The following is a 24,451-nucleotide window of genomic DNA, read 5'->3' on the forward strand; positions in this document are numbered from 1 at the left end:
CGCTCAGGTCTTTACTCCTGCCGTTATGGAGGCAGCCATGGGGTGTAGGAACAGCATACGGACGGCGCGCCTGCAGCTTGATCCCGTGTCATGGACCGATCTGGAAGATGTGGTCCGGCTCAAGGCCAGCGCCGGCGTAACCGGGCGGCTGGCGGGGGGTGTGTGCAACCGCGCCCTGAGTGAGCAGGACATGATGACCGACCTCATGACATGGGGGCGGGAGGGCGTTGGTATGTTCACCATACGCCAGCAGGGTCATTTCATTGGCCTTGCGGGGGTGCAGCCTTCCACCACGCTACCCGACTGTCACGAAATGCAGTTCGCCATCGTCCCGCAGGCCCATGATACCACCCTGACGCGGGAGGCGGCGAGTACCGCACTGGCCTTCGCGCATGCGGGGGGTGTGGAGCGTGTCATCGCCTATGTCAGGGCGGAAGATATCGTGGCCCGGCAGGTTTTCGGGGGGGCTGGCATGCGGGCCTGTGCGGTCCCGCAGGCCGGGCGGCCCGATATCCTACTTTACCATAGTACCCGGCCGCGCATGGAGCGGGCACGCCTGCACTGAAGGGCATGGACATGCGACGGGTGCAAAATAACGCGTTGATGAAGGATGATGAAAGTTTCCGGATGCCCCTTTTTTCCCAAAGGCGGCATGGCCTGATGCTTCCCGACAAAAGCTTCACCAGAAACTTTTCCATGATGCGCGGGGTATGACAAAAAAGCCGGTATTGCTACCGGCTGTTATGCTGCATGCCCTGTCTGCCGGCACGAATGGGGATTAGTGGTGGTTCGCGATCTGCTTGTCCAGCGCACGCAGCAGCCCGTCAAGATTACCGCCATTGCGCGCGATGAAGGATGTGTAGTCACCGCGCTGGGTCAGGCGCAGGCTGGCGCCTTCGCCCACCACGTCCACCACCTTGGGGCTGCCGCTGGCGGTGCTTATGATCCATTGCGTATCGGCGCCCGGCTGGCCGGGGCGGTTGATGACGGTGGAGACGGCCGTGTCATCGCCTGACGGCGCGCTGGACCCCACCACGAAGGTCACGCCACGGTAGTCACCGATCTTGTCGGTAATGGCGTTGACCAGCACCTGGTGGAACAGCTTGAGGTAGCGGTCCTGCTGTTCGGGTGTTGCGGTGCGCCAGTAGCGGCCCAGGCAGTAGCGGCCGATGGCGTCCACATCCACGTACTGGCCCAGCAGCGGCAGGATGTCCTGCTTCTTCTTTTCCAGCGCGATATCGCTGTTGACGATGGCGACAAGCTTGTTACCGAACATGGTGACAAAGGAACGCGCCTGCGCGCCGGCATCAACCGCCCATGCTGAAGCAACAGGCATGGCGGCGGACGTTGCTGCCAGCAGAGCCAGTGCGTGGCGACGGGGGATGGATGACTGCATCGCTTTGTCCCTTGTTTTATTATCTGGTGTGGTACCAGTCGGGCACGGTGGCCCGATGGTCGTTCTTTATGGCTTCCGCCATCGCCTTGCGCTGCTGCTGGTAGGCACTGCGGATGGTGGCGTAGGGATCAAGCGAATCCTTCATGACCTGGTCCAGCGCGTCGACATTGGTCGCCATGCCGTTGATGGTGCCCATGATGTTATAGGCCCAGTTGAAGGTTAACAGCCCATAACCGCGGGGCACGTAGTTCCATGGCGACAGGCCGACATCCAGCCCGTAGCCCAGGCCGTCACGGAAGGAAGACGGGCCAAGGGCAGGCAGGAACAGGTAGGGGCCTGACGGCACGCCCCATGTGGCCAGCGTCAGGCCACCGTCATTGTCATGATGCTTGTAGCCCGCGTAATTGGCCACATCGATCAGGCCGCCCAGCCCGGCGGTCATGTTGATGCACCAGCGTACGAAGGCATCGCCCGCGCGGCGGGGCTTGCCGGCCCCCACGTCGTTGAAGAACACGACCGGTTCGTTCATGGTCTGGTACAGGCTGCCGAACGAATTGCGCAGCGGGCGCGGCACGGCCCAGATATAGGCCTTGGCCACGGGGCGCAGGGTGTATTTGTTGGCCCACATGGTCAGGCCGAAGGCCTTGCGGTTGAGCTTTTCGTACCGGTCGTTGGCTTCCTTGTATTCCGCCAGCGCGTCGGGGTCCTTTGGCGGCGGGGCCGCGCATGAGGCAAGGCCAAGCAGTCCAAGAGCCACCCCCGCGACGCGCAGCATCGAACGACGCGGGGAAGGGAACGGGCGGGACGACCAAGAATTCGATCCTGTCTCTGCGCGCATACTCGTTTCCGCTTCCCTCTGTCTTCGCTTGCCCGCCATGGCATGGCGGGGTGGCTCAATGCGTTTGCAAGAATCCTGAACCGGGCGATGACGCCCTTTCTTGCGTCACTCTCTAGCATGGGATCGCTGTTGTGCAATCCGCTTGCCTGATTACAGGGGAAGATTGTGCCTGCCCTGCATGGGGCACATGGGCGCGGATGCGGCCCCATGCCGCCCGTAAGGGAAGGATGCTGGCAGAATTGCCGCGTTGAGTGTGATATGGAATCCACACGCTCCAAACGCCACGGCACGGGGAGGGTGGCGCGAAATCACGGTTTGTTGAAGTTCCCGTACCCCTTCAGCCATGCAGGCGGGGCGCAATTTCGGGAAACATGTCAGCCAGTTCGCGTATTTCCCGCTTCGACAGCCCTTCCGCCGCCGGATTGACGGTCCCGCCCCCCATGGCCGCGCGCAGCACGCGCAGCGCCGGGCCGGACAGCAGCACCGCATCGCGCATGTAGTCGGTAAAGGCCTCGAAGGTCAGCGGCGCCCATTTTTCCACGATCTGCAGGATGGCGTCGGCATAGGCGCGGATTTCGTACTGGGCGTGGCTGTCCGCGCGCAGGCGCAGGAAATGCAGCAGGTTCCACAGGTTAATCTGCCAGTAGAACTGGGTCATGATGTTGACCGGCAGGTTCATGCGCGCAAGCTCGCGCGCGATGGCGGGGCGGCTGGGGTCGCGCCGTTCGCCGTTCTCGTCCTCGTTGAGCAGGTCAAGGTAGTGGTCATAGCAGCGCGCGGCGTCATCGCGCAGGATGTCGAGCACCTGTTGCGCCTGCTCGGGCGGCAGGGCGTCGGCACGGCCCTGCTTGTTGTTTGTGGACTGGGTGGCGATGTCCTCGGGGCGGGGGAAGTAGAATTCCTTCTCCAGCACGGAATAGCGGGCGGAGTATTCGTTGATGCTGGCGGTGCGGTGGCGGAACCACTGGCGGGTGACGAAAATGGGCGCGCGCACATGCAGCTTCAGCACCGCCAGTTCGAACGGGCTGGTGTGGCGGTGGCGCATGAGGTAGCGGATCAGCCCCCGGTCATCGGATGTGCTGCGCGTGCCCTTGCCGTAGGAAACACGCGCCCCCTGCACGATGCCGCTGTCACCGCCCATATAGTCCACCGCGCGCACGAATCCGCTCCCCAGCACGGGAATGGGGGAATAGAGCATGTCTTCCACCGCGGGCACGACCAGGCGGCGGGTCTGTGCCCATCCGGCGCGGGCTGCCTCGATTGCCGATTTCTGCTCACTGGAAAACATGTGCCGTCCCGTCCGTGTCGATCATTAGGTGGAGGAGGCAGGGCATACCATATGGGTCCTGCCCCATAAAGTATGGTGGTCCGCCATCCGGTCCCGCCTGTGCGCCACGGCTGTGGCGGCATCATGGCGCAGCCGGTTCCCGGTCATATAAGGGACAGTTCCGGAAAGAAGGAAGTCCTTTGGGGAAGTCTCCACGGCGGCCACCGGCCTGGAAAAGGGTAATGTCCGGAAACTTTCATTCTCTGTCAGATGGTTGTTCCGACGTGACCAGCCGGGAAAGGGGCGGCCGGGCGGCAGGCGCGGGCGGTGTTGCGCCCCTGTCCGACCCGCCCCGCGCACCCCTTGCCAGAGACGGGGGGAAAGCCTATATCCACAGGTGCCGGAGGGGCTTGCCCCTTGGCTATGGCGATAAACGGCGCGTGGAATAAGTGTTGTGGACCCGGGGGCGGTACCCGGCGTCTCCACCAGTTTTCCCCTGATGGGGAACATGGGGACGAAACAGGCTCGACACGCATGGTAAAGACCCGCCTTTTGCCCGGCATTGTACCACCGTTATCGGGCTAAATCACAAGTGCCAATGATAACTCTGAGGTGCTCGCTGTCGCTGCATAAGCGATAAGCGCGGTTCGGGAGGGCACCGGGCAACAGAAGCCCTCCCACTTCTTTTTCTCTCGTGTCCGGCGCGGGCCGTGGTATCCGCTTCGTGAAGGGACGGCGCACGCCAGTGGCTTGCCACGCCCCGAAGTTTGACGCACAGCTTGAAGCTGTGGCACGGCGTGGTCTGAACCCGCATGTCTGCAAAAGTCCGGTCCGGCGGTTCATCGTCCGGGCGGATGTACGGAGAAGTCCGAAATGTCTGATGATCATGACGAGGAAAACGGTTTTGACACCGCCCTCCCCGACAGCCTCATGCCCTATGATTCCTGGATCGAGGATGCCTACCGCCAGGTCATGCTGCGCGCGCTTGAACATGCCGCCGAACATGGCCTGCCGGGTGATCATCATTTCTACCTGACCTTCCGCACCGACTGGCCCGGCGTCGGCATGCCCGACCGCCTGCGTGCCCAGTACCCGCACGAGATCACGATCGTGCTCCAGCACCAGTTCTGGGACCTGAAGGTGGATCGCGCCCGGCAGGTCATCTCGGTCGGGCTGTCCTTTGGCGGGGTTGCGTCCACGCTGGTCATTCCGGTGGCCGCCGTGTCGGCCTTTGCCGATCCGCATATCCGCCTTGCCCTGCGCTTCAGCGTGCCCGAACACCCGCCGGTGGCCGGTGGCGCGCCCAATGTGGTGGCGGTACAGCCCGCCACCGCGCATGATGCCGCCCCCGTCCAGGGCGGTGCCGACGGCACGGATGCGGAAAAGGACGACAGCCCGCAGGTCGTAAGTCTTGCCGCCTTCCGCAAGAAGGGGCCGGGGGGACCGGGCTGAGCCACATCTTCCATCCGGGCGCGCCGGATGCGCCGGGCGCGCCCTGAACCTGAACGCCGCCACCCGGAAACAATCCGGGGGAACAGGCAGGAGACGTCCGTTGAATGTATCTGCACCCACGCGCAAGCCATTTGTCTATGGCCCGCTCTTTCCGCTGCATGATGATGACACACCGTGGAAGAAACTGGAGATCGAGGGGATTACCACCTCGGTCCTTGGCGGGCGCACGGTGGTCCATGTCCGCCCCGAAGCCCTGACCGCGCTGGCCGCCCGCGCGTTCAACGATGTGGCGCACCTGCTGCGCCCCGGCCACCTGGCGCAGCTTGCCAAGATCCTCAAAGACCCCGAAGCATCGGAAAACGACCGCTTCGTGGCCATGGACCTGCTCAAGAACGCCTGCATTGCCGCGGGCGGCGTGCTGCCCATGTGCCAGGATACCGGCACCGCCATCGTGTACGGCAAGAAGGGCCAGCGCGTATGGGTGGATGGCAATGAGGAGGAAGCCTTCTCACGCGGGGTGTACGATACCTATACCGGCACCTCGCTGCGCTATTCGCAGATGGCGCCGGTCTCGATGTTCGAGGAAGTGAACACCGGCACCAACCTGCCCGTGCAGTTCCACATCTCGGCGACCCCCGGTGACTACCATGCCGAGCAGATGGATCTCATGTTCATCGCCAAGGGGGGCGGGTCGGCCAACAAGACCTTCCTGTTCCAGGAAACCCGCGCCCTGCTGTCGGGCAAGGAAAACCTGCTGAAATGGCTGGATGGCAAGATCCGCACGCTGGGTACGTCGGCCTGCCCGCCGTACCATCTGGCGGTGGTGATCGGCGGCATGTCAGCCGAACAGAATCTGGAAACCGTAAAGCTTGCCTCCACCCGCTGGCTGGACAGCCTGCCGACACAGGGCAGCCCGCTGGGCCACGCCTTCCGTGACCTGGAAATGGAAGAGGAAATCCACAGGCTGACCCAGCGCCTGGGCATTGGCGCGCAGTTTGGCGGCAAGTATTTCTGCCATGACGTACGCGTGGTGCGCCTGCCGCGCCATGGCGCGTCACTGCCGGTGGGAATCGGGGTTTCATGCTCGGCCGACCGTCAGGTCAAGGCACGGATCACCGCCGATGGCGTCTTCCTTGAACAGCTTGAGACCGACCCGGCCCGCTTCCTGCCCGAAACCACGGATGGCGACCTGGAGGGCGAGGCGGTCCAGATCGACCTGAACCAGCCGATGGACGAGATCCGCCGCACGCTCTCGAAATATCCGGTGCGCACCCGCCTGTCCCTGACCGGTACGATGGTGGTGGCGCGCGACATCGCCCATGCCAAGTTCCGCGAGCGGCTGGAAAAGGGCGAGGGCCTGCCCCAGTACCTCAAGGACCATCCCGTCTATTACGCCGGCCCCGCCAAGACGCCGGAGGGCATGCCCACCGGCTCCTTCGGTCCCACCACGGCGGGCCGCATGGACAGCTATGTTGCCATGTTGCAGAAGGCGGGCGGCTCCTACGTCATGCTGGCCAAGGGTAACCGCTCCAGGGCCGTGCGGGAGGCATGCAAGGAATATGGCGGCTTCTACCTTGGCTCCGTAGGTGGCCCTGCCGCCCGCCTGGCGCAGGACTGCATCCGCAAGGTGGAGGTGCTGGAATATCCCGAACTGGGTATGGAAGCGGTCTGGAAGATCGAGGTCGAGAATTTTCCGGCCTTTATCGTGATCGACGACAAGGGTAATGATTTTTACGACGGCCTGACCGGCTGAACGTAACCGCCGCGGGCGTTGCGTCCGGCCTGCCCGGCGGGCCGGACATAGCGGAGGTTTGGGAGCGCCATGCGTTTTACCGTCGATCGTCTTGACCACCTTGTGGTGAGTGTCCGTGACCTTGAGGTCTCGGCCTCGTGGTTCCAGCGCGTGCTGGGCATGGAGCGTGAGGAATACGGGCGCAACAACCGCACGGCCCTGAAATTCGGCGGCCAGAAGATCAACCTGCGCCCGCACGGGGCGGAAGGCTGGACCACGGCGGAAGATGCGCTGCCGGGCACCAATGACCTGTGCTTTACCACCGCGCTGAGCAGTGCCGATGTGATCGAGCATCTTGAACAGTGCGGTGTGCGCGTGACCGAAGGCCCCGTGGCCCGGCTTGGGGCGCTGGGGCCGGTCACGTCCGTCTACTGCAACGATCCCGATGGCAACCTGATCGAGATCGCATCCTACCAGGGATAGGGCAGGGGGCGTGCGCTCTCCATGGCCTGCAAATCATAGAAAAGTTTTTGGTGAAGCTTTTTTCAAGAAGCTTCAGGGAACGCCGCCTTTCTGAAAAAAGGCGGCACCCGAAAACATTCAGGCTTTTACCAGGGCGCCTTATTTCGGCTTCTTGCCATACACGGCGGTCAGCGTGGCCGAGCCAAGGCGGTGCTGGTTGATGACAAAGCCCACCATCGCGCCCGAAGCGTCACTGGGCAGTTCGATGCGTTCAATATCGAGCGCATGGATGGTGAAGATGTAATGATGGTCCGGCCCCGGCGGGGGGGCGGCGCCACCATACACGTTGCCGCCAAAATCGGTGCGCGTCATTTCGGCGGGTTCGGGCAGGTTGTTATCCCCCGATCCCGCGCCGGCGGGCAGGGAGGAGACGGTGGCGGGAATGTTGATGACCACCCAGTGCCACCAGCCCGAGCCGGTGGGCGCATCGGGGTCGTACAGCGTTATGGCAAAGCTCTTGGTCCCGGCGGGCGGGTCCTGCCATGCCAGCGGGGGCGAGATGTTGCCGCCGCAATAGCCCATGCCCTCGAACACCTGGGCTTCGGGCAGGCGGTCCCCGTCGTGGAAGGAGCGGCTTGTCAGTGTGAACGTCATGTCGGTTTCCTGCTTTCCGCGCGGGGGCGGGCGGATCGGGGTCAGCGATGGCGGGGTTGCCCCGCGCGTGGCCGGTCTTACCAGTTCTGGCTGATCAGCCAGAATTCTTCCGATGTCAGGGTAATGGCCTGATCACCGTTCTTGCTTTCGGCGGCGGCGCGGGCCAGGGCCTCGATGCGCTGGATCATCAGCGTCTTGCGCTGGTAGGTTTCGTTGCGGTCCTTTTCCTCGACCGTTTCCAGCACATGCAGTGCGGTCTTGCAGGCCTTGGCAATACGGACGGCATCAAGTGCAGCGTAGGACATGGGTCTGTGTCTCCATAAGGTTCGCCCGCCCGGCATGGGGGCGGGATGAAAAATTCCCGTACGGGAATCGCCATGTCATTCTGGCTTCCCCCGCCGCTTCTGTCCAACATCGGGCTGCATGCGGCCCCCGCGCACAGTTCGGACTGGCAAGAGCCGTGGGGATTCCGTAAAGGGAGCCGCATGACGGACCTGGTTTCTGATTTCGACTTCACCCTGCCCCCCGACCGGATAGCCGACCACCCGGCCCGCCCGCGTGACAGCGCGCGGCTGCTTGACGTGCCGGTGGCAGGTCCGATCATGGACCGCCATGTGCGCGACCTGCCGGGCTGCCTGCGCGCGGGCGACATTCTGGTGGCCAATGATACGGCGGTCATTCCCGCCCAGCTTTCAGCCACGCGGGGGGCGGCCAGGATCGGCATCACGCTTGACCGTATCCTGCCCGACGGGTCATGGCACGTGCTGGCCCGCAATGCCCGCCGCCTGCATCCCGGTGATAGGCTGGCCTTTGGCGCAAGCCCCGTCACGGCGGACGTACTGGCGTGTGGCGATGCGGGCGACGTGACCCTGCGCTTCAGCGTGGAAGGGGCCGCGTTCGACCAGTTCCTGCATGATACGGGACATCTGGCGCTGCCCCCCTACATTGCCCGCCCCGAAGGCCCGACCGAGCAGGACCGCAAGGACTACGCCACCATCTTCGCCCAGCACCGGGGCGCGGTAGCCGCCCCCACGGCGGGGCTGCATTTTACCCCCGACCTGCTGGCGGCACTCGACCACGCTGGCGTGCTGCGCCAGACGCTGACGCTGCATGTGGGGGCAGGCACCTTCCTGCCCATGCGCAGCGAACAGATTTCCGCCCACCGCATGCATGCCGAACGGGGCACCATCACCCCGCATGCCGCCCGGCGCATCAACGCCGCCCGTGCGGCGGGGGGGCGGATCATTGCCGTGGGCACCACGTCGCTGCGCCTTTTGGAAAGTGCGACGGATGAGGACGGCGTGGTGCATCCCTTCCATGGCGAGACCGCCATTTTCATCAAGCCCGGCTACCGTTTCCGCGCGGTGGACATGCTGCTGACCAATTTCCACCTGCCGCGCTCCACGCTGTTCATGCTGGTCTGCGCCTTTGGCGGCTACCACCGCATGCAGGCGGCCTATGCCCATGCCATAGCAAAGGGTTACCGTTTTTATTCATATGGCGATGCCTGCCTGCTGCATCGCAGTGAGGGAGACCTGCCATGACCACATTCCGCTGGCGGCCCGAAGCCCGCACTGGCCATGCCCGCGCAGGCTGGCTGGATACCGCGCATGGCAGCGTGCCCACCCCCACCTTCATGCCCGTGGGCACGGTGGGCACCGTCAAGGCCATGACCATGGACAACGTGCGCGCCACGGGGGCGGGCATCGTGCTGGGCAATACCTATCACCTCATGCTCCGCCCCGGTGCCGAACGGGTGCGCCAACTGGGGGGGCTGCACCGCTTCATGGACTGGCCCGGCCCGATCCTGACCGATTCGGGCGGGTTCCAGGTCATGTCGCTCGGCCCGCTGCGCAAGCTGGACCAGGACGGGGTGACCTTCCGCTCCCATATCGATGGCTCGAAGCATCGACTCACACCCGAACGCTCGACCGATATCCAGCATGCGCTCGATGCCACCATCAGCATGTGCTTTGACGAATGCCCGGCCCTGCCCGCGGCACCCGATGTGATTGCAAGATCCATGCGCATGTCCATGCGCTGGGCGGAGCGGTGCCGCACGGCATTTGTCCAGCGCCCCGGTTATGCGCAGTACGGCATCATCCAGGGCGGCACCGAGCCGGAACTGCGCGCCGAAAGTGTCAGGGCGCTGACCGGCATCGGGTTTGAGGGCTATGCCATTGGTGGCCTTGCGGTCGGAGAGGGGCAGGAACTGATGTTCGCCACCCTTGATTCCACCGTGCCGCTGATCCCCGATGCCAGCCCGCGCTACCTGATGGGGGTGGGCACGCCCGATGACCTGCTGGGCGCGGTGGAACGCGGCGTGGACATGTTCGACTGCGTCATGCCCACGCGCGCGGGGCGCACGGCGCGCGCCTATACCGAGCGCGGCACGCTCAACCTGCGCAATGCGCGCCATGCCACCGATTCCCGGCCCATTTCGCCGCATTGCGACTGCCTGGCCTGTTCGCGCCACAGCCGCGCCTACCTGCACCACCTGTTCCGCGCCAATGAAATCCTCGGCCCGATGCTGCTGACATGGCATAACCTAGCCTATTACCAGCGCCTGATGCGCGGGATGCGGGCGGCGATTGTCGATGGTGCGTTCGCCGCCCATGCCGACCACCTGCGCGCGCAGTGGGCGATGGATGACTGGAGCGGTGATGAAATGCCCTATCCCGACTTCCCCCCGGTGCCCTGATGGCCCGCGCCGCCTGCGCGCATGATCCGGCGGCCCTTGCCGCGCGCATTGCCGATCATGCGCGCAGGCTGGGCTTTGATGCGGTGGGATTCACCCCCGCCCGGCTGGATGACGGCACGCGCGCCCGCCTTGCGGCGTTTGTGGAAAACGGTTTTGCCGGCAGCATGGGCTGGATGGCGCAGCGCATGGAACAGCGCGGCGACCCGCGCGGCCTGTGGCCCGAGGTGCGCAGCGTGATCGCCCTCGGGGTCAGCTACACGCCCGATGGCGACCCGCTGGCCACCACCCGTGTGCCCGATGCGGGCAACATTTCCGTCTATGCCCGCAACCGTGACTATCATGATGTGGTCAAGGGCATGCTCAAGCATCTGGCGCAGTTCGTGGTCAATGAAGGGCGCAGGCAGGGGAGCGACACGGAAGTGAAGGTGTTTGTCGATACCGCCCCGGTCATGGAAAAACCGCTGGCGCGGGATGCGGGCCTGGGATGGCAGGGCAAGCATACCTCCCTTGTCTCGCGCCAGCATGGAAGCTGGCTGTTTTTAGGGGAGGTGTATACCACGCTGGACCTGCCGCAATCCGCCCCCTCGGGCGGGGGATGCGGCACCTGCACGCGCTGCCTCGTGGCCTGCCCGACCGATGCCTTTCCCGCCCCCGGCGTGATGGATGCGCGGCGCTGCCTGTCCTACCTGACCATCGAGAACCGGGGGCCGATTCCCCATGCGCTGCGCCCCGCCATGGGCAACCGCATCTATGGCTGTGATGACTGCCTGGCCGCCTGCCCGTGGAACCGTTTTGCACAGGCGACCCGCCATATGAAACTGGCCGCGCGTGACGACCTGCGGGCCCCCGCGCTGCGTGAACTGGCCGCACTGGATGATGGCGGATTCCGCCGCCGGTTTTCCGGCTCGCCCATCAAGAGGATCGGGCGGGAGCGTTTCGTGCGCAACGTGGCGGTGGCCATTGGCAATAGCGGGCAGCCTGCACTCCGTCCCGCAGCCATGGCCCTGTGCTCGGACCCCGACCCCGTGGTGGCGGAGGCGGCGCGGTGGGCGGTGGCGCGCCTGCCCCGATGAGTGGCACTACCCCCCTGCCGCTGCCCACCCAGCGCGGCGCGCGGCTGTTGCGCAAGCGCAGCCTGAACCTGTCGGGTCACCGCACCAGCGTGGCGCTGGAGCCGGAGTTCTGGCATGCCCTGCGCCTGATTGCGCAAAGGCGTGGCCTGACACTGGCGGGGCTTGTGGGGCAGGTGGACGGGACGCGCCCGCCCGACCGCCCGCTGGCATCCGCACTGCGGGTGGAGGCATTGCGCGAATGGATGCCTGCCCTGCCGGAAATGGCAGGTAGCGACAGGGAAGACTGGTTGGGTTGACCGTCCATCCGTGCTAGCAGTGGGGCATGGCAATCTGGGGCAAAATCTTTGGTGGCGTTGCGGGGTTCGCGGTCGGCGGCCCCATGGGCGCCGTTGTGGGCACGGCGCTGGGGCATGCGGCGGATAACGGGTCCCTGCTGGAAACCCCGGTAGGTGGCTGGACCGACCGCTGGGGCCCCCGGCTCAATGCCGATCCCAACGGGGCGGCCACCTTCATGGCGGCCAAGATGGCGGCGGTCATGGGCAAGCGTGACCAGATGTATGGCCTTGTCATCATCATCCTTTCGGCCAAGATGGCGAAATGCGATGGCGCGGTGAACCGGGCCGAGATCGATGCCTTCAAGCGCCGCTTCAACCTGCCGCCCGAGAACATGAAGGAAGTCGGCCGCCTGTTCGACAGCGCGCGCCAGCGGACGGATGATTACAGGCAGTTCGCCACCGAACTGGGCCGTGCCTTCGCCAACAGGACCGGCATGCTGGAGGAGGCATTGGCCGCCCTGTTCGTGATCGCGCGCGCGGATGGTGAGATCAATGCGCGGGAGGAAGCCTTCCTGCGCGGCGTGCACAGGGCCTTCAACCTCAGCCCCGGTGCGTGGGACCGCGCGCGTGATGGGGGGGCCCGCCCCGGCGTGAGCGAGGTGGACGCCTACGCCGTGCTGGGTGTGGCGCGGGATACCAGTGATGAGGAAGTGCGCATGGTCTGGCGCCGCCTTGTGCGTGAACACCACCCCGATGTGCTGAGCGCGCGCGGGGCCACACCCGCCCAGCAGGCGCAGGGGGCGGCCCGCATTGCCCGGATCAATGCGGCATGGGACCGCATCAAGCGCGACCGCAGGCTGTAGCTTCTTAAAACATCAGAAAGTTTTTGGTGAAGCTTTTTCCAAAAAGCTTCAAAGGACGCCGCCTTCTTGAAAAAAGGCGGCACCCGAAAAACTTCTGTTATTTTTCATTCGTGGTTTTTGGCTTCTTGTCCAGCAGCCTGCGCAGCGCGCCCGCCACCGTGTGGGCCAGCGCGCGGTAGGCCTGGCCTGCCGCACTGTCGGGTGCTGCAATGACAATGGGCGCGCCCGCGTCGGCGCTGGCGCGGATATCGGCCAGCAGCGGGACCTCACCCAGGAAGGGCACGCCCATCTTTTCCGCTTCCGCCCGTGCGCCGCCATGGCCGAACAGTTCGGTGCGGTGGTTGCAGTTGGGGCAGCAGAAATAGGACATGTTCTCCACCATGCCCAGCACCGGCACGTTCATCTTCTCGAACATGGCAATGCCGCGCCGGGCATCCAGCAGGGCAATGTCCTGCGGGGTGGAAACGATCACGGCACCCGCCAGCGCGGTCTTCTGCGCCAGGGTAAGCTGCGCGTCGCCCGTGCCGGGGGGCATGTCCACCACCAGCACGTCCAGCGCACCCCAGTCCACATCCCCCAGCAGCTGGTTGATCGCCCCCATGACCATGGGCCCGCGCCAGATCATGGCCTTGCCCTCATCCACCAGCATGCCGATCGACATGGCGCTGATGCCCCATTTATGGGGCGGGATCAGGCGGCTGTCGCGCACTTCGGGCTGCGCGTTCATGCCCATCATGCGCGGCAGGGAGGGGCCATGCACGTCCGCATCCATAAGCCCGACCTTCAGCCCTTCCAGCCCCAGCCCCACGGCCAGGTTCACGGCGGTGGTGGACTTGCCCACCCCCCCCTTGCCCGAGGCCACGGCAATGACCACCCCCACACCGGGGGGCAGCGGGCCGGTGGCGGGCTTTGGTGCGCCCCCCCCAAGATTGAGCGGGCGATGCCCCCCGCCGGCGGGCGCGGGCGCCGTGGGCGCAGGCGCGGGCGAAGGGGTGGCGCGGTGCGCGGTCAGGATCACGCTGGCACCGGTGCAGCCGGGAACCGCATGGACAAGGCCCCGTTCCAGTTCAGGCAGGAGCGGCTGCAGGGCGGGCGCATGGCCGCGTTCGGTTGCAATGGCAACATGCAGCACGCCATCGCGCAGCATGAAGGCATCCAGCCTGCCCAGATCAGCCACGCTGGCGGTGCCGTCGGTTGTACGGACGTGCCGCAGCACGTTTTCTATGGTTGTCCGGTCGGGACTGGTCATGGGCATGCACTTCTCTGTTTCTCGCACCCGTGCGGGTATAGAAGGCGCGGGGCATGGTGGTCGAGTCATGAAACGGCCGGGCGGCATGTCCGGCGGCATGGCATTGCGCGCGGGCCGTCATGCCACGCATGCGGGGCATCCCTGCCCGGCGGGAATGGCCCCCGGACGGGTTTGCTGCTTTACGCTGGGCCGGTAGCCATGCGGGTTCCGGCGTGTGGCGGCATTGTTCAGGCTGACAGGACCATCATGGGCATTTCCACTTCGCCAGCGGGGGCACCCCATCGGCGCGACCACAGAATCGATGCCCTGCGGGGCGTGGCGCTGCTCATGATATGCATCGACCATATCCCGCAGGATGTGCTTAACCGCTTCACCATGCGCAACATAGGCTTTGCCGATGCGGCGGAGGTGTTCGTGCTGCTGGCGGGCTATGCCTCGTGGCTGGCCTACGGGCGGGCCTTTGGCAAGAAGCCGGTGGGTACCGTACTGGGGCGTATCGGGCGGCGGTGCTGGCAGCTTTATGTGTACCAGATGGTGATGGTGGTGGTGTGCATTTCCACCATCCGCATCTGGCGGCATTTCTGGCCGGTGCCGGTTGATTTCCTTGAACCCGAACTGGCGCATGGGCTGGATGCGGCGTGGCGGGTGCTCTCGCTTCAGGCGCTGCCGGGCAACCTGAACATCCTGCCGCTCTATATCGTGCTGCTGCTGGGATTCGGGCCGCTGTTCGCGTTGCTGCGTGGCCTGGGCACGCCTGTGGTGCTGGGGTTGAGTGCCGCCGTGTGGCTTGTGGTCAATTTTGACCCGCGCCTGAACTTTCCCAACTGGCTGGACCCCGATGGCTGGTATTTCGATCCGCTGGCCTGGCAGTTCCTGTTCGTGCTGGGGGTGTGCGCGGCCCGTGTTGCGGGCCGGAACGGGGGCAGCCTGCCGCGCGTGGCGGGGCTGGCATGGGTGTGCGGGGGCTATCTGGCATTTTCCGCCGTGCAGTCCTTTCCATGGACGGACTGGGGGCTGGCGGACCTGCGCCTGCTGGCCATGACCGTGCCGGACAAGATGATCCTCTCGCCATGGCGGCTGCTGGATGTGCTGGCGCTGTTCTACCTTGTCCAGTCATCGGGCCGGGCGGCGGCGCTGGCGGCAACGCGGGGCGGGCAGCTCATGGCGCTGTTCGGGCGGCATTCACTGGAAATCTTTACCGCCGGCACCCTGATCGACCTGTACGCCCGCCTGGCGCTGACCAGTTTCGGCACTGGCTGGGCCATGCAGGTGGCGGTCAATGTGGTGGGGTTTGCCGTGCTGCTGGCTGTCGCGCGCAACCGCGAACGCGCGCGGGTGGCCGCCCGCCAGCCGCGTCCCGCCCATGGTGGCGGGGTGCCGCCGGGCGTGCCGCTGTGCCGGAACTGATGCCGTGGTTTCCGCGCGCGTAAAGGGCGTGATATAGGTGCTCCGTCCCGATCCCGTTCAGCAGGATGTATGAGCCCCATGTCCCTTCGTGCCGCTGCCTTTTCCCGCTCCTGCCTTGCCGTAGGGCTGGCCACGGTCCTGGGGGGGCACGCCGCGCGGGCGGCTGATCCAGCGCCCGCCCCGGCACCTGCACCCGCTTCGGCCACGCCCCTGCACCTGCCCGGTGAGGGACGCAACATGCCCGACAGCTTTGCCGACCTTGCCGCCCGGCTGCTGCCCGCCGTGGTCAATGTCTCCACCACCGAGATGGTCCGCCCCGGCGAGGACGACGGCGATGACGGCGATGACGGCGACAGCACGCCCCAGGTCCCCAATTTCCCCGAAGGCTCGCCCTTCGAGAAATTCTTCCACGACTTCATGAACCGTCAGGACAGCCCCAACGCCCCCCCGCGCAAGATGCAGGCGCTGGGCTCGGGCTTCATCATCGATCCCTCGGGCGTGATCGTGACCAACAACCACGTCGTCCGCCATGCCGACCAGATCACCATCACGCTGCAGGACAATACCGTGCTCAAGGCACGCCTGCTGGGCCATGATGACCGCACCGACCTTGCCGTGCTGAAGGTGGACAGCCCCAGGCCACTGCCCGCCGTGCCCTTTGGTGACAGCGACAATGCCCGCGTGGGTGACTGGGTGCTGGCGATCGGCAACCCGTTCGGCCTGTCGGGGACGGTTACGGCGGGTATCGTCTCCTCACGCGGGCGCAATATCGAGCAGGGACCGTATGATGACTTCATCCAGACCGATGCCCCCATCAACAAGGGCAATTCCGGCGGCCCGCTGTTCAACCTGCATGGGGAGGTGATCGGCATCAACACCGCCATCTTCTCGCCCTCGGGCGGGTCGATCGGCATCGGGTTTTCCATCCCCTCGGCCGAAGCGCAGGGCATCATCGCCCAGCTGCGCCAGCATGGCCGGGTCACGCGCGGGTGGATTGGCGTGCGCATTCAGGACGTGACACAGGAAATTGCCGACGGCCTTGGCCTGAAAAGCGCCCATGGCGCGCTGATCGCGGGCGTCGAGCCCAAGGGCCCGGCTGCAAACGCCCACCTGCAGACAGGCGACGTGATCCAGAGCCTGAACGGCAAGGACATTGATGGCCGTGCCCTGCCGCGCCTTGTGGCGGAACTTGCGGGCGGCAGCGTGGCGCATCTGGGCATCTGGCGCAGGGGCCAGCAGATGAACGTCAACATCACCATCGGCGCCCTGCCCGAGGAAAAGACCGACAGGGCCGACAGCGCCCATCCGGCCGCCAGGAATTCGGCTTTGGGCAGCATGGCTGTTGAGGGCATGGGCTTTACGGTGGGCGAGATTGATGACATCGCGCGCCAGAAATACAACATGGCCGACGGGCAGAAGGGCGTGCTGGTCACGGGCGTGACCGACGACAGCCCGGCCGCCGAGCGCGGCCTGCGCCCCGGCGATGTGGTGACCGAGGTGCAGCAGTCAGCGGTGAACACGCCCGCCGACCTGCGCCGCCAGCTGGATGCCGCGCGCAGCCAGCACCGCAAGACCGTGCTGTTCCTGGTACAGAATGCCGATGGCCTGCGCTGGGTGCCCTTTCCCCTGCCGGAAGGGGGCGGGCACTGAGCCGCATGCATGAACGGCTGAAGAATCTTCTGCTGTCCATTACCCGGCGCGGTACGTGGCGGCAGGTCGTGCGGATGAATGTCTCGCTCATCCTGTCTGGCATTGTCGCTACCATCATCCATCTGGACGAGCCGGTCTGGGCGCTGATCACCTCGGTCATCGTCATAACCCAGACCCGGCTGACCCAGACGCTCTCCACCGGGCGGGAGCAGATCGTGGGCACGCTGGTCGGGGCTATGGCGGGCATGTCCGCCATCGCACTGGAACAGTGGTGTGCGCTTTCGGTCGGCATGGTGTTCTGGGTCATGCTGATGCCACTGGCGGTGCTGGTGGCGCTGCGGCCCAAGATGCGGGTGGCCATTGTCACGTTGATGGTCGTGCTGCTGTTTCCCGCCACGGGGGAGCCGTTTTCGCGCCCGCTGCAGCGCATCGCCTCGATCATGACCGGGGTGGTGGTGTCGTTCGCGGTCTCCTTTTTCGTCCTGCGTAACGAGGCGCGGCGCGAAGTGCTGGGCAATGCCGCAAGCCTGCTGCGCCGCCTGGCCGATCTGCTTACCGGGGCGCTGCACCAGCATCCCGACAATGATGCGCTGGCCACGGTCGACGGGATGTGCCGCTCCCTGCTGCAGGACATCAATGACGGCGTGCAGGAGGCGGAGGTCGAGCATCCGGCATCGCTTGCGCGGCATGATCCGCTGGTGGCGCGCCTGCCGGGGCTGCTGCGCCGGATCCGTTCGGACGCCATCTTCATCTCCCGTGCCGCGGTGGAGGGAGAGACCGCCCGCACGGGCGACATCCTGGCCCATGAGCGCGACATGCTGGGCACGGTGCTGGGACAGATGGCCGCGCGCTGCGACCAGCTTGCCGCCACCCGGCGCGGCCGGGCCCTGCCCGACGGGGGGCTGTGCGATATTCTGGACCATCTGCAGCCGCCGGGGGAACACTGGACCCCTGTCATGCGTTTCGCCATTGGCCTGCTGCATGCGGACATGCGGCTTGCGGTGCGCAATATCTGGTCGGACGGCCATACGGATGATGGTCCGTTCCCGCTCCCGGCGCATCCGGTTCTGGCCGAGGCAGACCTGGCCCCCGCCAATCCGGGCGGCGGTGCAAGGCGATAGGGCAGGGGGCGGCCACCACCAACAACGGAGTGCAAGAGACACCATGCTGAAGGAAACAACCCTCAACCACCTTCCCGCCGGCGTGCAGGCGCCACAGTACAGACGGGCGGAAGTGGGGCGAGGGATCGTTCACTTTGGTGTCGGTAACTTCTTCCGCGCGCATGAAGCCTGGTATGTGGACCGCTGCCTGGCCCTGCCGGGCCAGTCCGCCTGGGGCATTGTGGGCGTGGGGCTGAACGGCGGCAGGCGTGGCGAGGCCAAGGCCCATGAATTCCAGCAGCAGGACGGCCTGTATTCCCTGACCGAGGTCGCGGCTGACGGCGCGCGCAGGGTGTCCGTTATCGGGGCGCCGCGGGAATACCTGCTTGCCCCCGCCGACCCCGAAGCCGTGCTGCGCCGCCTGGCCGATCCCGGGACCCGGATCGTGAGCATGACGATTACGGAAGGCGGCTACAACATTAACGAAAAAACCGGCGAATTCCGTCTTGATACCCCCGCCATACAGGCCGACCTGGCCAATCCGCGCCGCCCGGCCACGGTGTTCGGCTATGTGGTGGAGGGGCTGCGCCGCAGGCGGGAGGCCGGGGTGGCGCCATTCACCGTCCTGTCGTGCGATAACCTGCGCAGCAATGGCCATATCGCCCATACCGCCTTCGTGGGGTATGCGCGCGCCCTTGATGCGGATCTGGCGGCATGGATCAATGCCAATGTCACCTTCCCCTGTTCCATGGTGGACCGCATTACCCCCGGCGTGGATACGGCCACCCGCAATGCCCTGAACGAAGCCAGCGGTCTGGAGGACGACCTGCCCGTGCTGGCGGAGGATTTCAGCCAGTGGGTGCTGGAGGACAGATTCTGCAACGGCCGCCCCGCGCTGGAAAAGGTGGGGGTGGAATTCGTGGATGACGTGGCAGGCTACGAGCAGGTGAAGGTCCGCATGCTCAATGCCGGGCACATCCTGCTGGGCGCGCTGGGGCTGCTGCTGGGCTACCGCTACGCGCATGAAACGGTGGAGGACGCGGATCTGGAGCGTTTCGCCAATGCCTACTGGACCCTTGATGCCATGCCGCTGATCGACGCGCCCGCCGGGGTGGATCTGGATGTCTATCGCAGGCGCCTGCTCAGCCGTTTTTCCAACCGTGCCGTGGCGGATACGCTGCTGCGCATCTGCAGCGATGGTGCCTCCAAGGTGCAGGTGTTCTGGACGGATACCGTGCGCCGCGCGCTGGCCCGCGGGCATGACCTGGAGCGCATTGCCTTCGGCATCGCGGCCTATCTGGAAATGCTGCGTGGCAGGGACGAGCGCGGCGAAACCTACAGCCCCGTCGAACCCACGCTGGATGCCGACCAGCTGGCGCTTGTCAACGCCACGGACCTGGCTGCCGCCCTTGCCCTGCCTGCCTTTGATGGCTGGCGGGACATGGACACGACCGCACTGGACCAGGCGGTGGTCAGGGCACGCAGGGCCATCCGTGAACATGGCGTAAGGGCCGGCCTGCCACGCTAGACGTGGCTGTCACGCGGCCTGATCGATCCTGCGGCGCATGGGGCAGGCATCCGCCCCGTAAGTGGCGGTAATGGCGGGAGAGATGCCGGGCATGGGCGCAAAACCCAGATGCGTCCAGACCGGCCCGGCCCCTTCGGTCGCCACCAGCGCCAGCCACCGTATTCCCCGCGCACATGCCAGGCGTGTCATGATTTGTAATGCGGCCTGCGTGGCCCCGCGCCCGCGCAGGGCGGGAAGGAGGGCGATGTCATGCAGGTACCAGCAGTCAGGCCGTTCGGGCAGGTGGCCCAGATAGGTATCCAGCGCCGGTGGCGTGCCCATGCGCCAGGGATGGCTGAGGAGGTATCCCCCCGCCGTACCCTGCGCATCCGGCATGATCAGGCAGCCTTCGGGACAGAGCCGGTGGCGTTCGGCCAGGACATCCATGCGTTCGGGGCAGGCGGGGTGCAGCCGGTCCGCCAGCGTCATGACCGTGCCCAGATCCGCCACGCGCAGGGGGCGCCAGGCAGGTAAAAGCGGACCGTGCGTGGTCGTGGATCGGGGTATTGCTGGGTCCATGACAGGAAAAACCGTTCCAGATAACATCGTTTCCGGTAGAAAGGGCCGATGGTATAGCTGCTGGCGGGAGTATGGAACACCATGACGGAAATGCGTCTGACATTAAGGCTGGACGCCAATGGCATGCCATTGCTTGGGCATGGCAAGATCCGGCTGCTCGAACAGATCGGGGAAACCGGCTCCATTTCCGGTGCAGCCCGGGCAATGGGCATGTCCTACCGGCGGGCCTGGCTGCTGGTTGAATCGATGAACAACGCCTTCGTGCGCCCGCTGGTGGCCGCACGCCCCGGTGGCGGCGGCGGGGCCGGTCTTTCCGCGGAAGGGGAGGCGGTGCTGCGGCTGTACCGTGAGATCGAGCAGGCCACGCGGGCGGCCGCCCGTGGCCCGCTGGAAACATTGGCGGCCATGTGTTCATCCCCGCCTTCACAAAGCCATGAGACACCCTGATCACGGTCCCGCCGGTGGCCTGCGTGGCCACCGGCGGGACGTCGTGTGTCATTATGCCTGACCAAGAAGAAACAACTGGAGTTCAATTCGGTGTTACGACGTGATTTCATGAAGGCGGGAACGGCGCTTGGTATCCTGTATGGCGCGACCGGCATGCCCCTGCGGGCCGCCCGCGCGGCACAGGGCGCCAGTTTTGATTCGACAACCGTGCGCACGCTGGCGCACCAGCTCTCGCAGCAGCCCTACCAGCCCCCATCCCAGACCCTGCCGTCCGCGCTGCGTAACCTGAATTTCGACCAGTACAATTCCATGGCGTTCCGTTCGGAACAGGCCCTGTGGCATGGCGAGAACCTGGGTTTCGATGTCGAGTTCTTTCCCCGTGGCTATCTGTACGCGCCCCGGATCGAGATGAACGAGGTAATCGATGGCCAGTCCCGTCCCATCGCCTTCAATGCCGACATGTTCACCTATAACGATCCCGCCCTGCGGGTGAACGAGGATATCGGCTTTGCCGGGCTGCGGCTGCGCGCGCCGATCAACACCCCCGGCGTGATGGAGGAGTTCTGCGTCTTCCTTGGCGCCTCCTATTTCCGTGCCGTGGCCAAGGGGCAGAACTACGGCCTGTCCGCGCGCGGCTTTGCCGATGGCACGGGTGACCCGACGGGCGAGGAATTCGCCCTGTTCCGCGCCTTCTGGCTGGAAAAGCCCAAGGCGGGGGTGGACAGCGTGGTCATCCATGCCCTGCTGGACAGCCCGTCACTGGCCGGTGCGTTCCGCTTTACCATCCGCCCGGGCGAGACGACGGTGTTTGACGTCCAGTCCTATCTCTACCCGCGCAAGGCCATTGCCCAGTCCGGCATCGCGCCGCTGACGGGCATGTTCTATTTTGATGCGAACGACCGTACGCGCGTGGATGACTGGCGCCCCGCCGCCCATGACAGCGAGGGTCTGTCCATGTGGACCGGCAGCGGCCAGCAGCTGTGGCGGCCGCTGCGCAACCCGCGTGACCTGCAGTTCTCGGCGTTCAGTGACGTGCGGCCACATGGTTTTGGCCTGATGCAGCGCAAGCGCGCCTTCACCGATTTCGAGGATGTCTCCCTCAACTACGAAAAACGGCCCTCGCTGTGGATCGAGCCGATCGGGGACTGGGGCGCGGGTGCGGTGGATCTGGTGGAAATTCCCACCCCCAACGAGGTGAACGACAACATCGTCTCCTTCTGGCGCCCGCAGGATGCGCTGGCGGCGGGGCATGAATATGTGTTCACCTACCGCATGTACTGGGGGTGGGACACGCCATGGCCCACCAAGCTGGCCCGTATCGTTGCAACCCGCGTGGGCGAGGCGACGGATGATTCGCATACCCGTTTCTTCGACCTGGATTTTGCCGGCACGCCGTTCGACAGGCTGCCCGACAACCCGCATTTCCATCTCCAGTGCCGCACTTCAGCGGGCGAGATCCGCAATGTGGTGGTCGAGCCGGTGCCCCCCATCCATGGCTGGCGCAGTACGTTCGAGTTCGCACCGGGGGATGCCAAGGTGGCGGAACTGAACTGCGTACTGGCCGATGACAACGGGCCGGTATCGGAAGAATGGGTCTATCGATGGACACCGTAGCGGCCAGCGCCCCGCTGCAGCCACCGCCCGCGGGCAATGCAGGGCCGGATACGCGGCTGCCGCAGGGCTGGAGCGCGCTGCCGCGTCCGGCCCCGCTGGACATGCCCGTCCACCCGCTGGAAGAGACGCCCGACCTGCATGGCCGGAGCCATGTGCCACCGACCGAATGGCGGCTGATCGGCCTGCGCCGCGTGCTGGTCATCGGCAGCGCCGTGGCCATGACCGGGGCCGCGGGCTACGAGATGGACCTGGTGTTCAACGCCGTGCAGCGTTCGGTGGCCGGCATGGTGATGCTGGTGCTGTTCGTGCTGCTGTTCATGTGGATCGCGCTGGCCTTTACCTCTGCCATTGCGGGGTTCTGTTCGATGCTGGCGGGCGGCGGCCTGGGGCTGGGCATTGCGCGCGGCGGCCCACTGCCGCGCCTGCTGACCCGCACGGCGCTGCTCATGCCGACCTATAACGAGGACCCGGGCCGCGTCATGGCCGGGCTGCGCGCGACCATCGACAGCCTTGCGGCAACCCGGCAGGAACGCGCCTTTGACGTGTTCATCCTGTCCGACACCACGGACCCCGATGTATGGGTGGCGGAGGAAGCGGCCTACATGGCCCTGTGCCGCGCCACCGGCTGGGGCGGGCGGCTGTTCTACCGCAGGCGCGCGGTCAATACCGACCGCAAGGCGGGCAACATCGCCCAGTGGGTGCGCACCTATGGCGCGGCCTACCAGCAGATGATCACGCTGGATGCCGACAGCGTCATGTCCGGTGACGTGATCGTGCGGCTGACATCGGCCATGGAGCGCAATCCCGGTGTTGCGCTGATCCAGTCGCTGCCGGTCATCGTGAACGGACGCACCCTGTTCGCCCGCATGCAGCAGTTCGCCGGGCGCGTGTACGGGCCGCTGATTGCCCATGGCATTGCGTGGTGGCATGGATCGGAAGGGAATTACTGGGGGCATAACGCGGTCATCCGCACCGCCGCCTTTGCCGAGCAGGCGGGCATGCCGCACCTGCCGGGGCGCAAGCCCTTTGGCGGCGCGATCATGAGCCATGACTTCGTGGAGGCCGCGCTGATGCGCCGGGGGGGCTGGGCGATCCACATGGTGCCCGCCCTGAGTGGGTCGTATGAGGAAAGCCCCCCCTCGCTGACCGATATCGCCATCCGGGACCGGCGATGGTGCCAGGGCAACCTCCAGCATGCCAAGGTGGTGTCGGCACGCGGCCTGCACTGGGTCAGCCGCATGCACATGCTCATGGGCATCGGCTCCTATGTTACGGCACCGCTGTGGCTGGTGTTCCTGCTGGTGGGTATCGTGGTTTCGCTCCAGAGCCGTTTTTACAAGCCCGAATACTTTGGCGATACCAAGCTGCTCTATCCGCACTGGCCGCATGTTGACCCGGTTCAGGCTGAATACATGTTCATCGGCACCATGGGCGTGCTGCTGGCCCCCAAGATACTGGCCTACATCCTGCTGCTGGTTGACGGTCCGCTGCGGCGTGGCTGCGGGGGGGCGATTGCGGCGGGGGCATCCATACTGGTGGAAACGGTGGTGGGCGGCCTGCTGGCCCCCATCGCCATGCTGATCCAGACCGGGGGCGTGCTGTCCATCCTGCTGGGGCGGGATTCCGGCTGGAATGCCCAGCGGCGTGACGCGGACGGCCTGCAGGTCATGCAGAACGTGCGGCTGTACATGATCCACACCGTGCTGGGCCTGCTGCTGGCGGGGGCGGCGTGGAGTGTCTCGCTGCCGCTGTTTGTGTGGATGCTGCCGGTTACCCTGGGGCTGGTCTGCGCCATTCCGCTGGCGGTGCTGACGGGCAGCAGCGCCGTGGGGCAGGCGTTCAGGCGGGCGCGCCTGCTGCTGATCCCCGAGGAGACGGACCCGCCGCCGGTTCTGGCCGAGGCCGTGACCTATATGGGACAGATGGCGGGCCATCCCGTGCAGGAGGCGATAGCCGCCCTGCGCGCGCGGGCCGGGCTGCTCAGGGTGCATGAGGTCATGCTGCCCCCGCCGCGCCGGCCGGGTGACCCGATCAATCCCGCCCTGCTGGTGGGACTGCTCAAGGTGCGGGAGGCCCCGGATCTGGCCAGCGCCCTGCGTATGCTCAACCGTGCGGAAAAATCAGCCGTTCTGGGCAATGCGGAAGGGTTGCAGCTGCTGGCGCGGCTGCCCTGAGTCCGCGCGTC

23 protein-coding genes and 1 other RNA gene are annotated in these 24,451 nt (G+C 65.7%); 17 read left to right on the top strand and 7 right to left on the bottom strand.

Going from position 1 to position 24,451, the window contains the following annotated elements:
* The first annotated feature begins 25 nt into the window (after nucleotides 1-25).
* Nucleotides 26-565, top strand: coding sequence for a GNAT family N-acetyltransferase (locus GWK63_RS01145; RefSeq protein ID WP_007396961.1), 540 nt, complete (start codon nucleotides 26-28; stop codon nucleotides 563-565).
* A gap of 213 nt (nucleotides 566-778) precedes the next feature.
* Here GWK63_RS01145 and GWK63_RS01150 read toward each other — a convergent pair whose 3' ends face one another.
* From GWK63_RS01150 to thyX, 3 genes are all read right to left on the bottom strand, one after another.
* Nucleotides 779-1,396, bottom strand: a complete 618-nt coding sequence (locus tag GWK63_RS01150; protein ID WP_007396959.1) for an MlaC/ttg2D family ABC transporter substrate-binding protein — start codon at nucleotides 1,394-1,396, stop codon at nucleotides 779-781.
* Between the two features lie 19 nt (nucleotides 1,397-1,415).
* Complete coding sequence (locus GWK63_RS01155) at nucleotides 1,416-2,171, bottom strand: MlaA family lipoprotein (RefSeq protein WP_007396958.1); 756 nt, start codon at nucleotides 2,169-2,171, stop codon at nucleotides 1,416-1,418.
* A gap of 400 nt (nucleotides 2,172-2,571) precedes the next feature.
* Nucleotides 2,572-3,522, bottom strand: coding sequence for an FAD-dependent thymidylate synthase (gene thyX / locus GWK63_RS01160; RefSeq protein ID WP_039998484.1), 951 nt, complete (start codon nucleotides 3,520-3,522; stop codon nucleotides 2,572-2,574).
* A 338-nt stretch (nucleotides 3,523-3,860) separates the two neighbouring features.
* On the opposite strand from thyX, the gene ssrA reads away from it, so the two are divergent.
* From ssrA to GWK63_RS01180, 4 genes are all read left to right on the top strand, one after another.
* Nucleotides 3,861-4,183, top strand: a transfer-messenger RNA (tmRNA) gene (gene ssrA / locus GWK63_RS01165).
* Between the two features lie 191 nt (nucleotides 4,184-4,374).
* Complete coding sequence (locus GWK63_RS01170) at nucleotides 4,375-4,953, top strand: SspB family protein (RefSeq protein WP_034927030.1); 579 nt, start codon at nucleotides 4,375-4,377, stop codon at nucleotides 4,951-4,953.
* Nucleotides 4,954-5,053: 100 nt separating this feature from the next.
* A complete protein-coding gene (locus tag GWK63_RS01175) occupies nucleotides 5,054-6,706 on the top strand; it encodes a fumarate hydratase (RefSeq protein WP_034927033.1) in 1,653 nt (550 codons plus the stop codon).
* Between the two features lie 69 nt (nucleotides 6,707-6,775).
* Nucleotides 6,776-7,168, top strand: a complete 393-nt coding sequence (locus GWK63_RS01180; RefSeq protein WP_007396951.1) for a VOC family protein — start codon at nucleotides 6,776-6,778, stop codon at nucleotides 7,166-7,168.
* Nucleotides 7,169-7,306: 138 nt separating this feature from the next.
* On the opposite strand, the gene GWK63_RS01185 is transcribed toward GWK63_RS01180, so the two are convergent.
* Nucleotides 7,307-7,801, bottom strand: coding sequence for a kinase inhibitor (locus tag GWK63_RS01185; protein ID WP_034927036.1), 495 nt, complete (start codon nucleotides 7,799-7,801; stop codon nucleotides 7,307-7,309).
* A gap of 77 nt (nucleotides 7,802-7,878) precedes the next feature.
* The gene (locus GWK63_RS01190; protein ID WP_007396949.1) at nucleotides 7,879-8,106 is read right to left on the bottom strand and encodes a hypothetical protein; all 228 of its coding nucleotides are present in this window, start codon (nucleotides 8,104-8,106) and stop codon (nucleotides 7,879-7,881) included.
* A gap of 180 nt (nucleotides 8,107-8,286) precedes the next feature.
* On the opposite strand from GWK63_RS01190, the gene queA reads away from it, so the two are divergent.
* From queA to GWK63_RS01215, 5 genes are read left to right on the top strand one after another with little or no spacing between them, the layout of a single operon-like run.
* A complete protein-coding gene (queA, locus tag GWK63_RS01195; protein WP_034927285.1) occupies nucleotides 8,287-9,345 on the top strand; it encodes a tRNA preQ1(34) S-adenosylmethionine ribosyltransferase-isomerase QueA in 1,059 nt (352 codons plus the stop codon).
* Nucleotides 9,342-10,502: a tRNA guanosine(34) transglycosylase Tgt gene (gene tgt, locus GWK63_RS01200; RefSeq protein WP_007396947.1), complete on the top strand. Its 1,161-nt coding sequence runs from the start codon at nucleotides 9,342-9,344 to the stop codon at nucleotides 10,500-10,502. Before queA ends, tgt begins: the two co-directional genes overlap by 4 nt.
* Complete coding sequence (gene queG, locus GWK63_RS01205) at nucleotides 10,502-11,575, top strand: tRNA epoxyqueuosine(34) reductase QueG (protein WP_034927038.1); 1,074 nt, start codon at nucleotides 10,502-10,504, stop codon at nucleotides 11,573-11,575. The genes tgt and queG overlap by 1 nt, the downstream gene beginning before the upstream one ends.
* Nucleotides 11,572-11,871 carry a ribbon-helix-helix domain-containing protein gene (locus GWK63_RS01210; protein ID WP_051671974.1) on the top strand — a complete coding sequence of 100 codons (300 nt, stop codon included), beginning with the start codon at nucleotides 11,572-11,574 and terminating at the stop codon, nucleotides 11,869-11,871. The genes queG and GWK63_RS01210 overlap by 4 nt, the downstream gene beginning before the upstream one ends.
* A 26-nt stretch (nucleotides 11,872-11,897) precedes the next feature.
* The gene (locus tag GWK63_RS01215) at nucleotides 11,898-12,713 is read left to right on the top strand and encodes a TerB family tellurite resistance protein (RefSeq protein ID WP_034927041.1); all 816 of its coding nucleotides are present in this window, start codon (nucleotides 11,898-11,900) and stop codon (nucleotides 12,711-12,713) included.
* Nucleotides 12,714-12,810: 97 nt separating this feature from the next.
* Here GWK63_RS01215 and GWK63_RS01220 read toward each other — a convergent pair whose 3' ends face one another.
* The gene (locus GWK63_RS01220; RefSeq protein WP_007396943.1) at nucleotides 12,811-13,962 is read right to left on the bottom strand and encodes an Mrp/NBP35 family ATP-binding protein; all 1,152 of its coding nucleotides are present in this window, start codon (nucleotides 13,960-13,962) and stop codon (nucleotides 12,811-12,813) included.
* Nucleotides 13,963-14,208: 246 nt separating this feature from the next.
* On the opposite strand from GWK63_RS01220, the gene GWK63_RS01225 reads away from it, so the two are divergent.
* From GWK63_RS01225 to GWK63_RS01240, 4 genes are all read left to right on the top strand, one after another.
* Nucleotides 14,209-15,369 carry an OpgC family protein gene (locus tag GWK63_RS01225; protein ID WP_039998503.1) on the top strand — a complete coding sequence of 387 codons (1,161 nt, stop codon included), beginning with the start codon at nucleotides 14,209-14,211 and terminating at the stop codon, nucleotides 15,367-15,369.
* 78 nt (nucleotides 15,370-15,447) lie between these two features.
* The gene (locus GWK63_RS01230) at nucleotides 15,448-17,019 is read left to right on the top strand and encodes a DegQ family serine endoprotease (protein WP_039998483.1); all 1,572 of its coding nucleotides are present in this window, start codon (nucleotides 15,448-15,450) and stop codon (nucleotides 17,017-17,019) included.
* 5 nt (nucleotides 17,020-17,024) lie between these two features.
* On the top strand, nucleotides 17,025-18,140 hold the full coding sequence (locus GWK63_RS01235) for an FUSC family protein (RefSeq protein WP_007396940.1): 1,116 nt from the start codon (nucleotides 17,025-17,027) through the stop codon (nucleotides 18,138-18,140).
* A 43-nt stretch (nucleotides 18,141-18,183) separates the two neighbouring features.
* Nucleotides 18,184-19,647: a mannitol dehydrogenase family protein gene (locus tag GWK63_RS01240; RefSeq protein ID WP_112209830.1), complete on the top strand. Its 1,464-nt coding sequence runs from the start codon at nucleotides 18,184-18,186 to the stop codon at nucleotides 19,645-19,647.
* 9 nt (nucleotides 19,648-19,656) lie between these two features.
* Here GWK63_RS01240 and GWK63_RS01245 read toward each other — a convergent pair whose 3' ends face one another.
* Nucleotides 19,657-20,205 carry a GNAT family N-acetyltransferase gene (locus tag GWK63_RS01245; protein WP_050800537.1) on the bottom strand — a complete coding sequence of 183 codons (549 nt, stop codon included), beginning with the start codon at nucleotides 20,203-20,205 and terminating at the stop codon, nucleotides 19,657-19,659.
* 81 nt (nucleotides 20,206-20,286) lie between these two features.
* Here GWK63_RS01245 and GWK63_RS01250 point away from each other — a divergent pair, with 81 nt between their 5' ends.
* From GWK63_RS01250 to mdoH, 3 genes are all read left to right on the top strand, one after another.
* Nucleotides 20,287-20,652: a winged helix-turn-helix domain-containing protein gene (locus tag GWK63_RS01250; RefSeq protein WP_039998482.1), complete on the top strand. Its 366-nt coding sequence runs from the start codon at nucleotides 20,287-20,289 to the stop codon at nucleotides 20,650-20,652.
* 108 nt (nucleotides 20,653-20,760) lie between these two features.
* The gene (locus GWK63_RS01255; RefSeq protein ID WP_007396935.1) at nucleotides 20,761-22,266 is read left to right on the top strand and encodes a glucan biosynthesis protein; all 1,506 of its coding nucleotides are present in this window, start codon (nucleotides 20,761-20,763) and stop codon (nucleotides 22,264-22,266) included.
* The gene (gene mdoH, locus GWK63_RS01260; RefSeq protein WP_007396934.1) at nucleotides 22,254-24,440 is read left to right on the top strand and encodes a glucans biosynthesis glucosyltransferase MdoH; all 2,187 of its coding nucleotides are present in this window, start codon (nucleotides 22,254-22,256) and stop codon (nucleotides 24,438-24,440) included. The genes GWK63_RS01255 and mdoH overlap by 13 nt, the downstream gene beginning before the upstream one ends.
* Nucleotides 24,441-24,451: the final 11 nt, after the last annotated feature.

The organism is Komagataeibacter rhaeticus (assembly GCF_011611525.1).
Lineage (GTDB): Bacteria > Pseudomonadota > Alphaproteobacteria > Acetobacterales > Acetobacteraceae > Komagataeibacter > Komagataeibacter rhaeticus.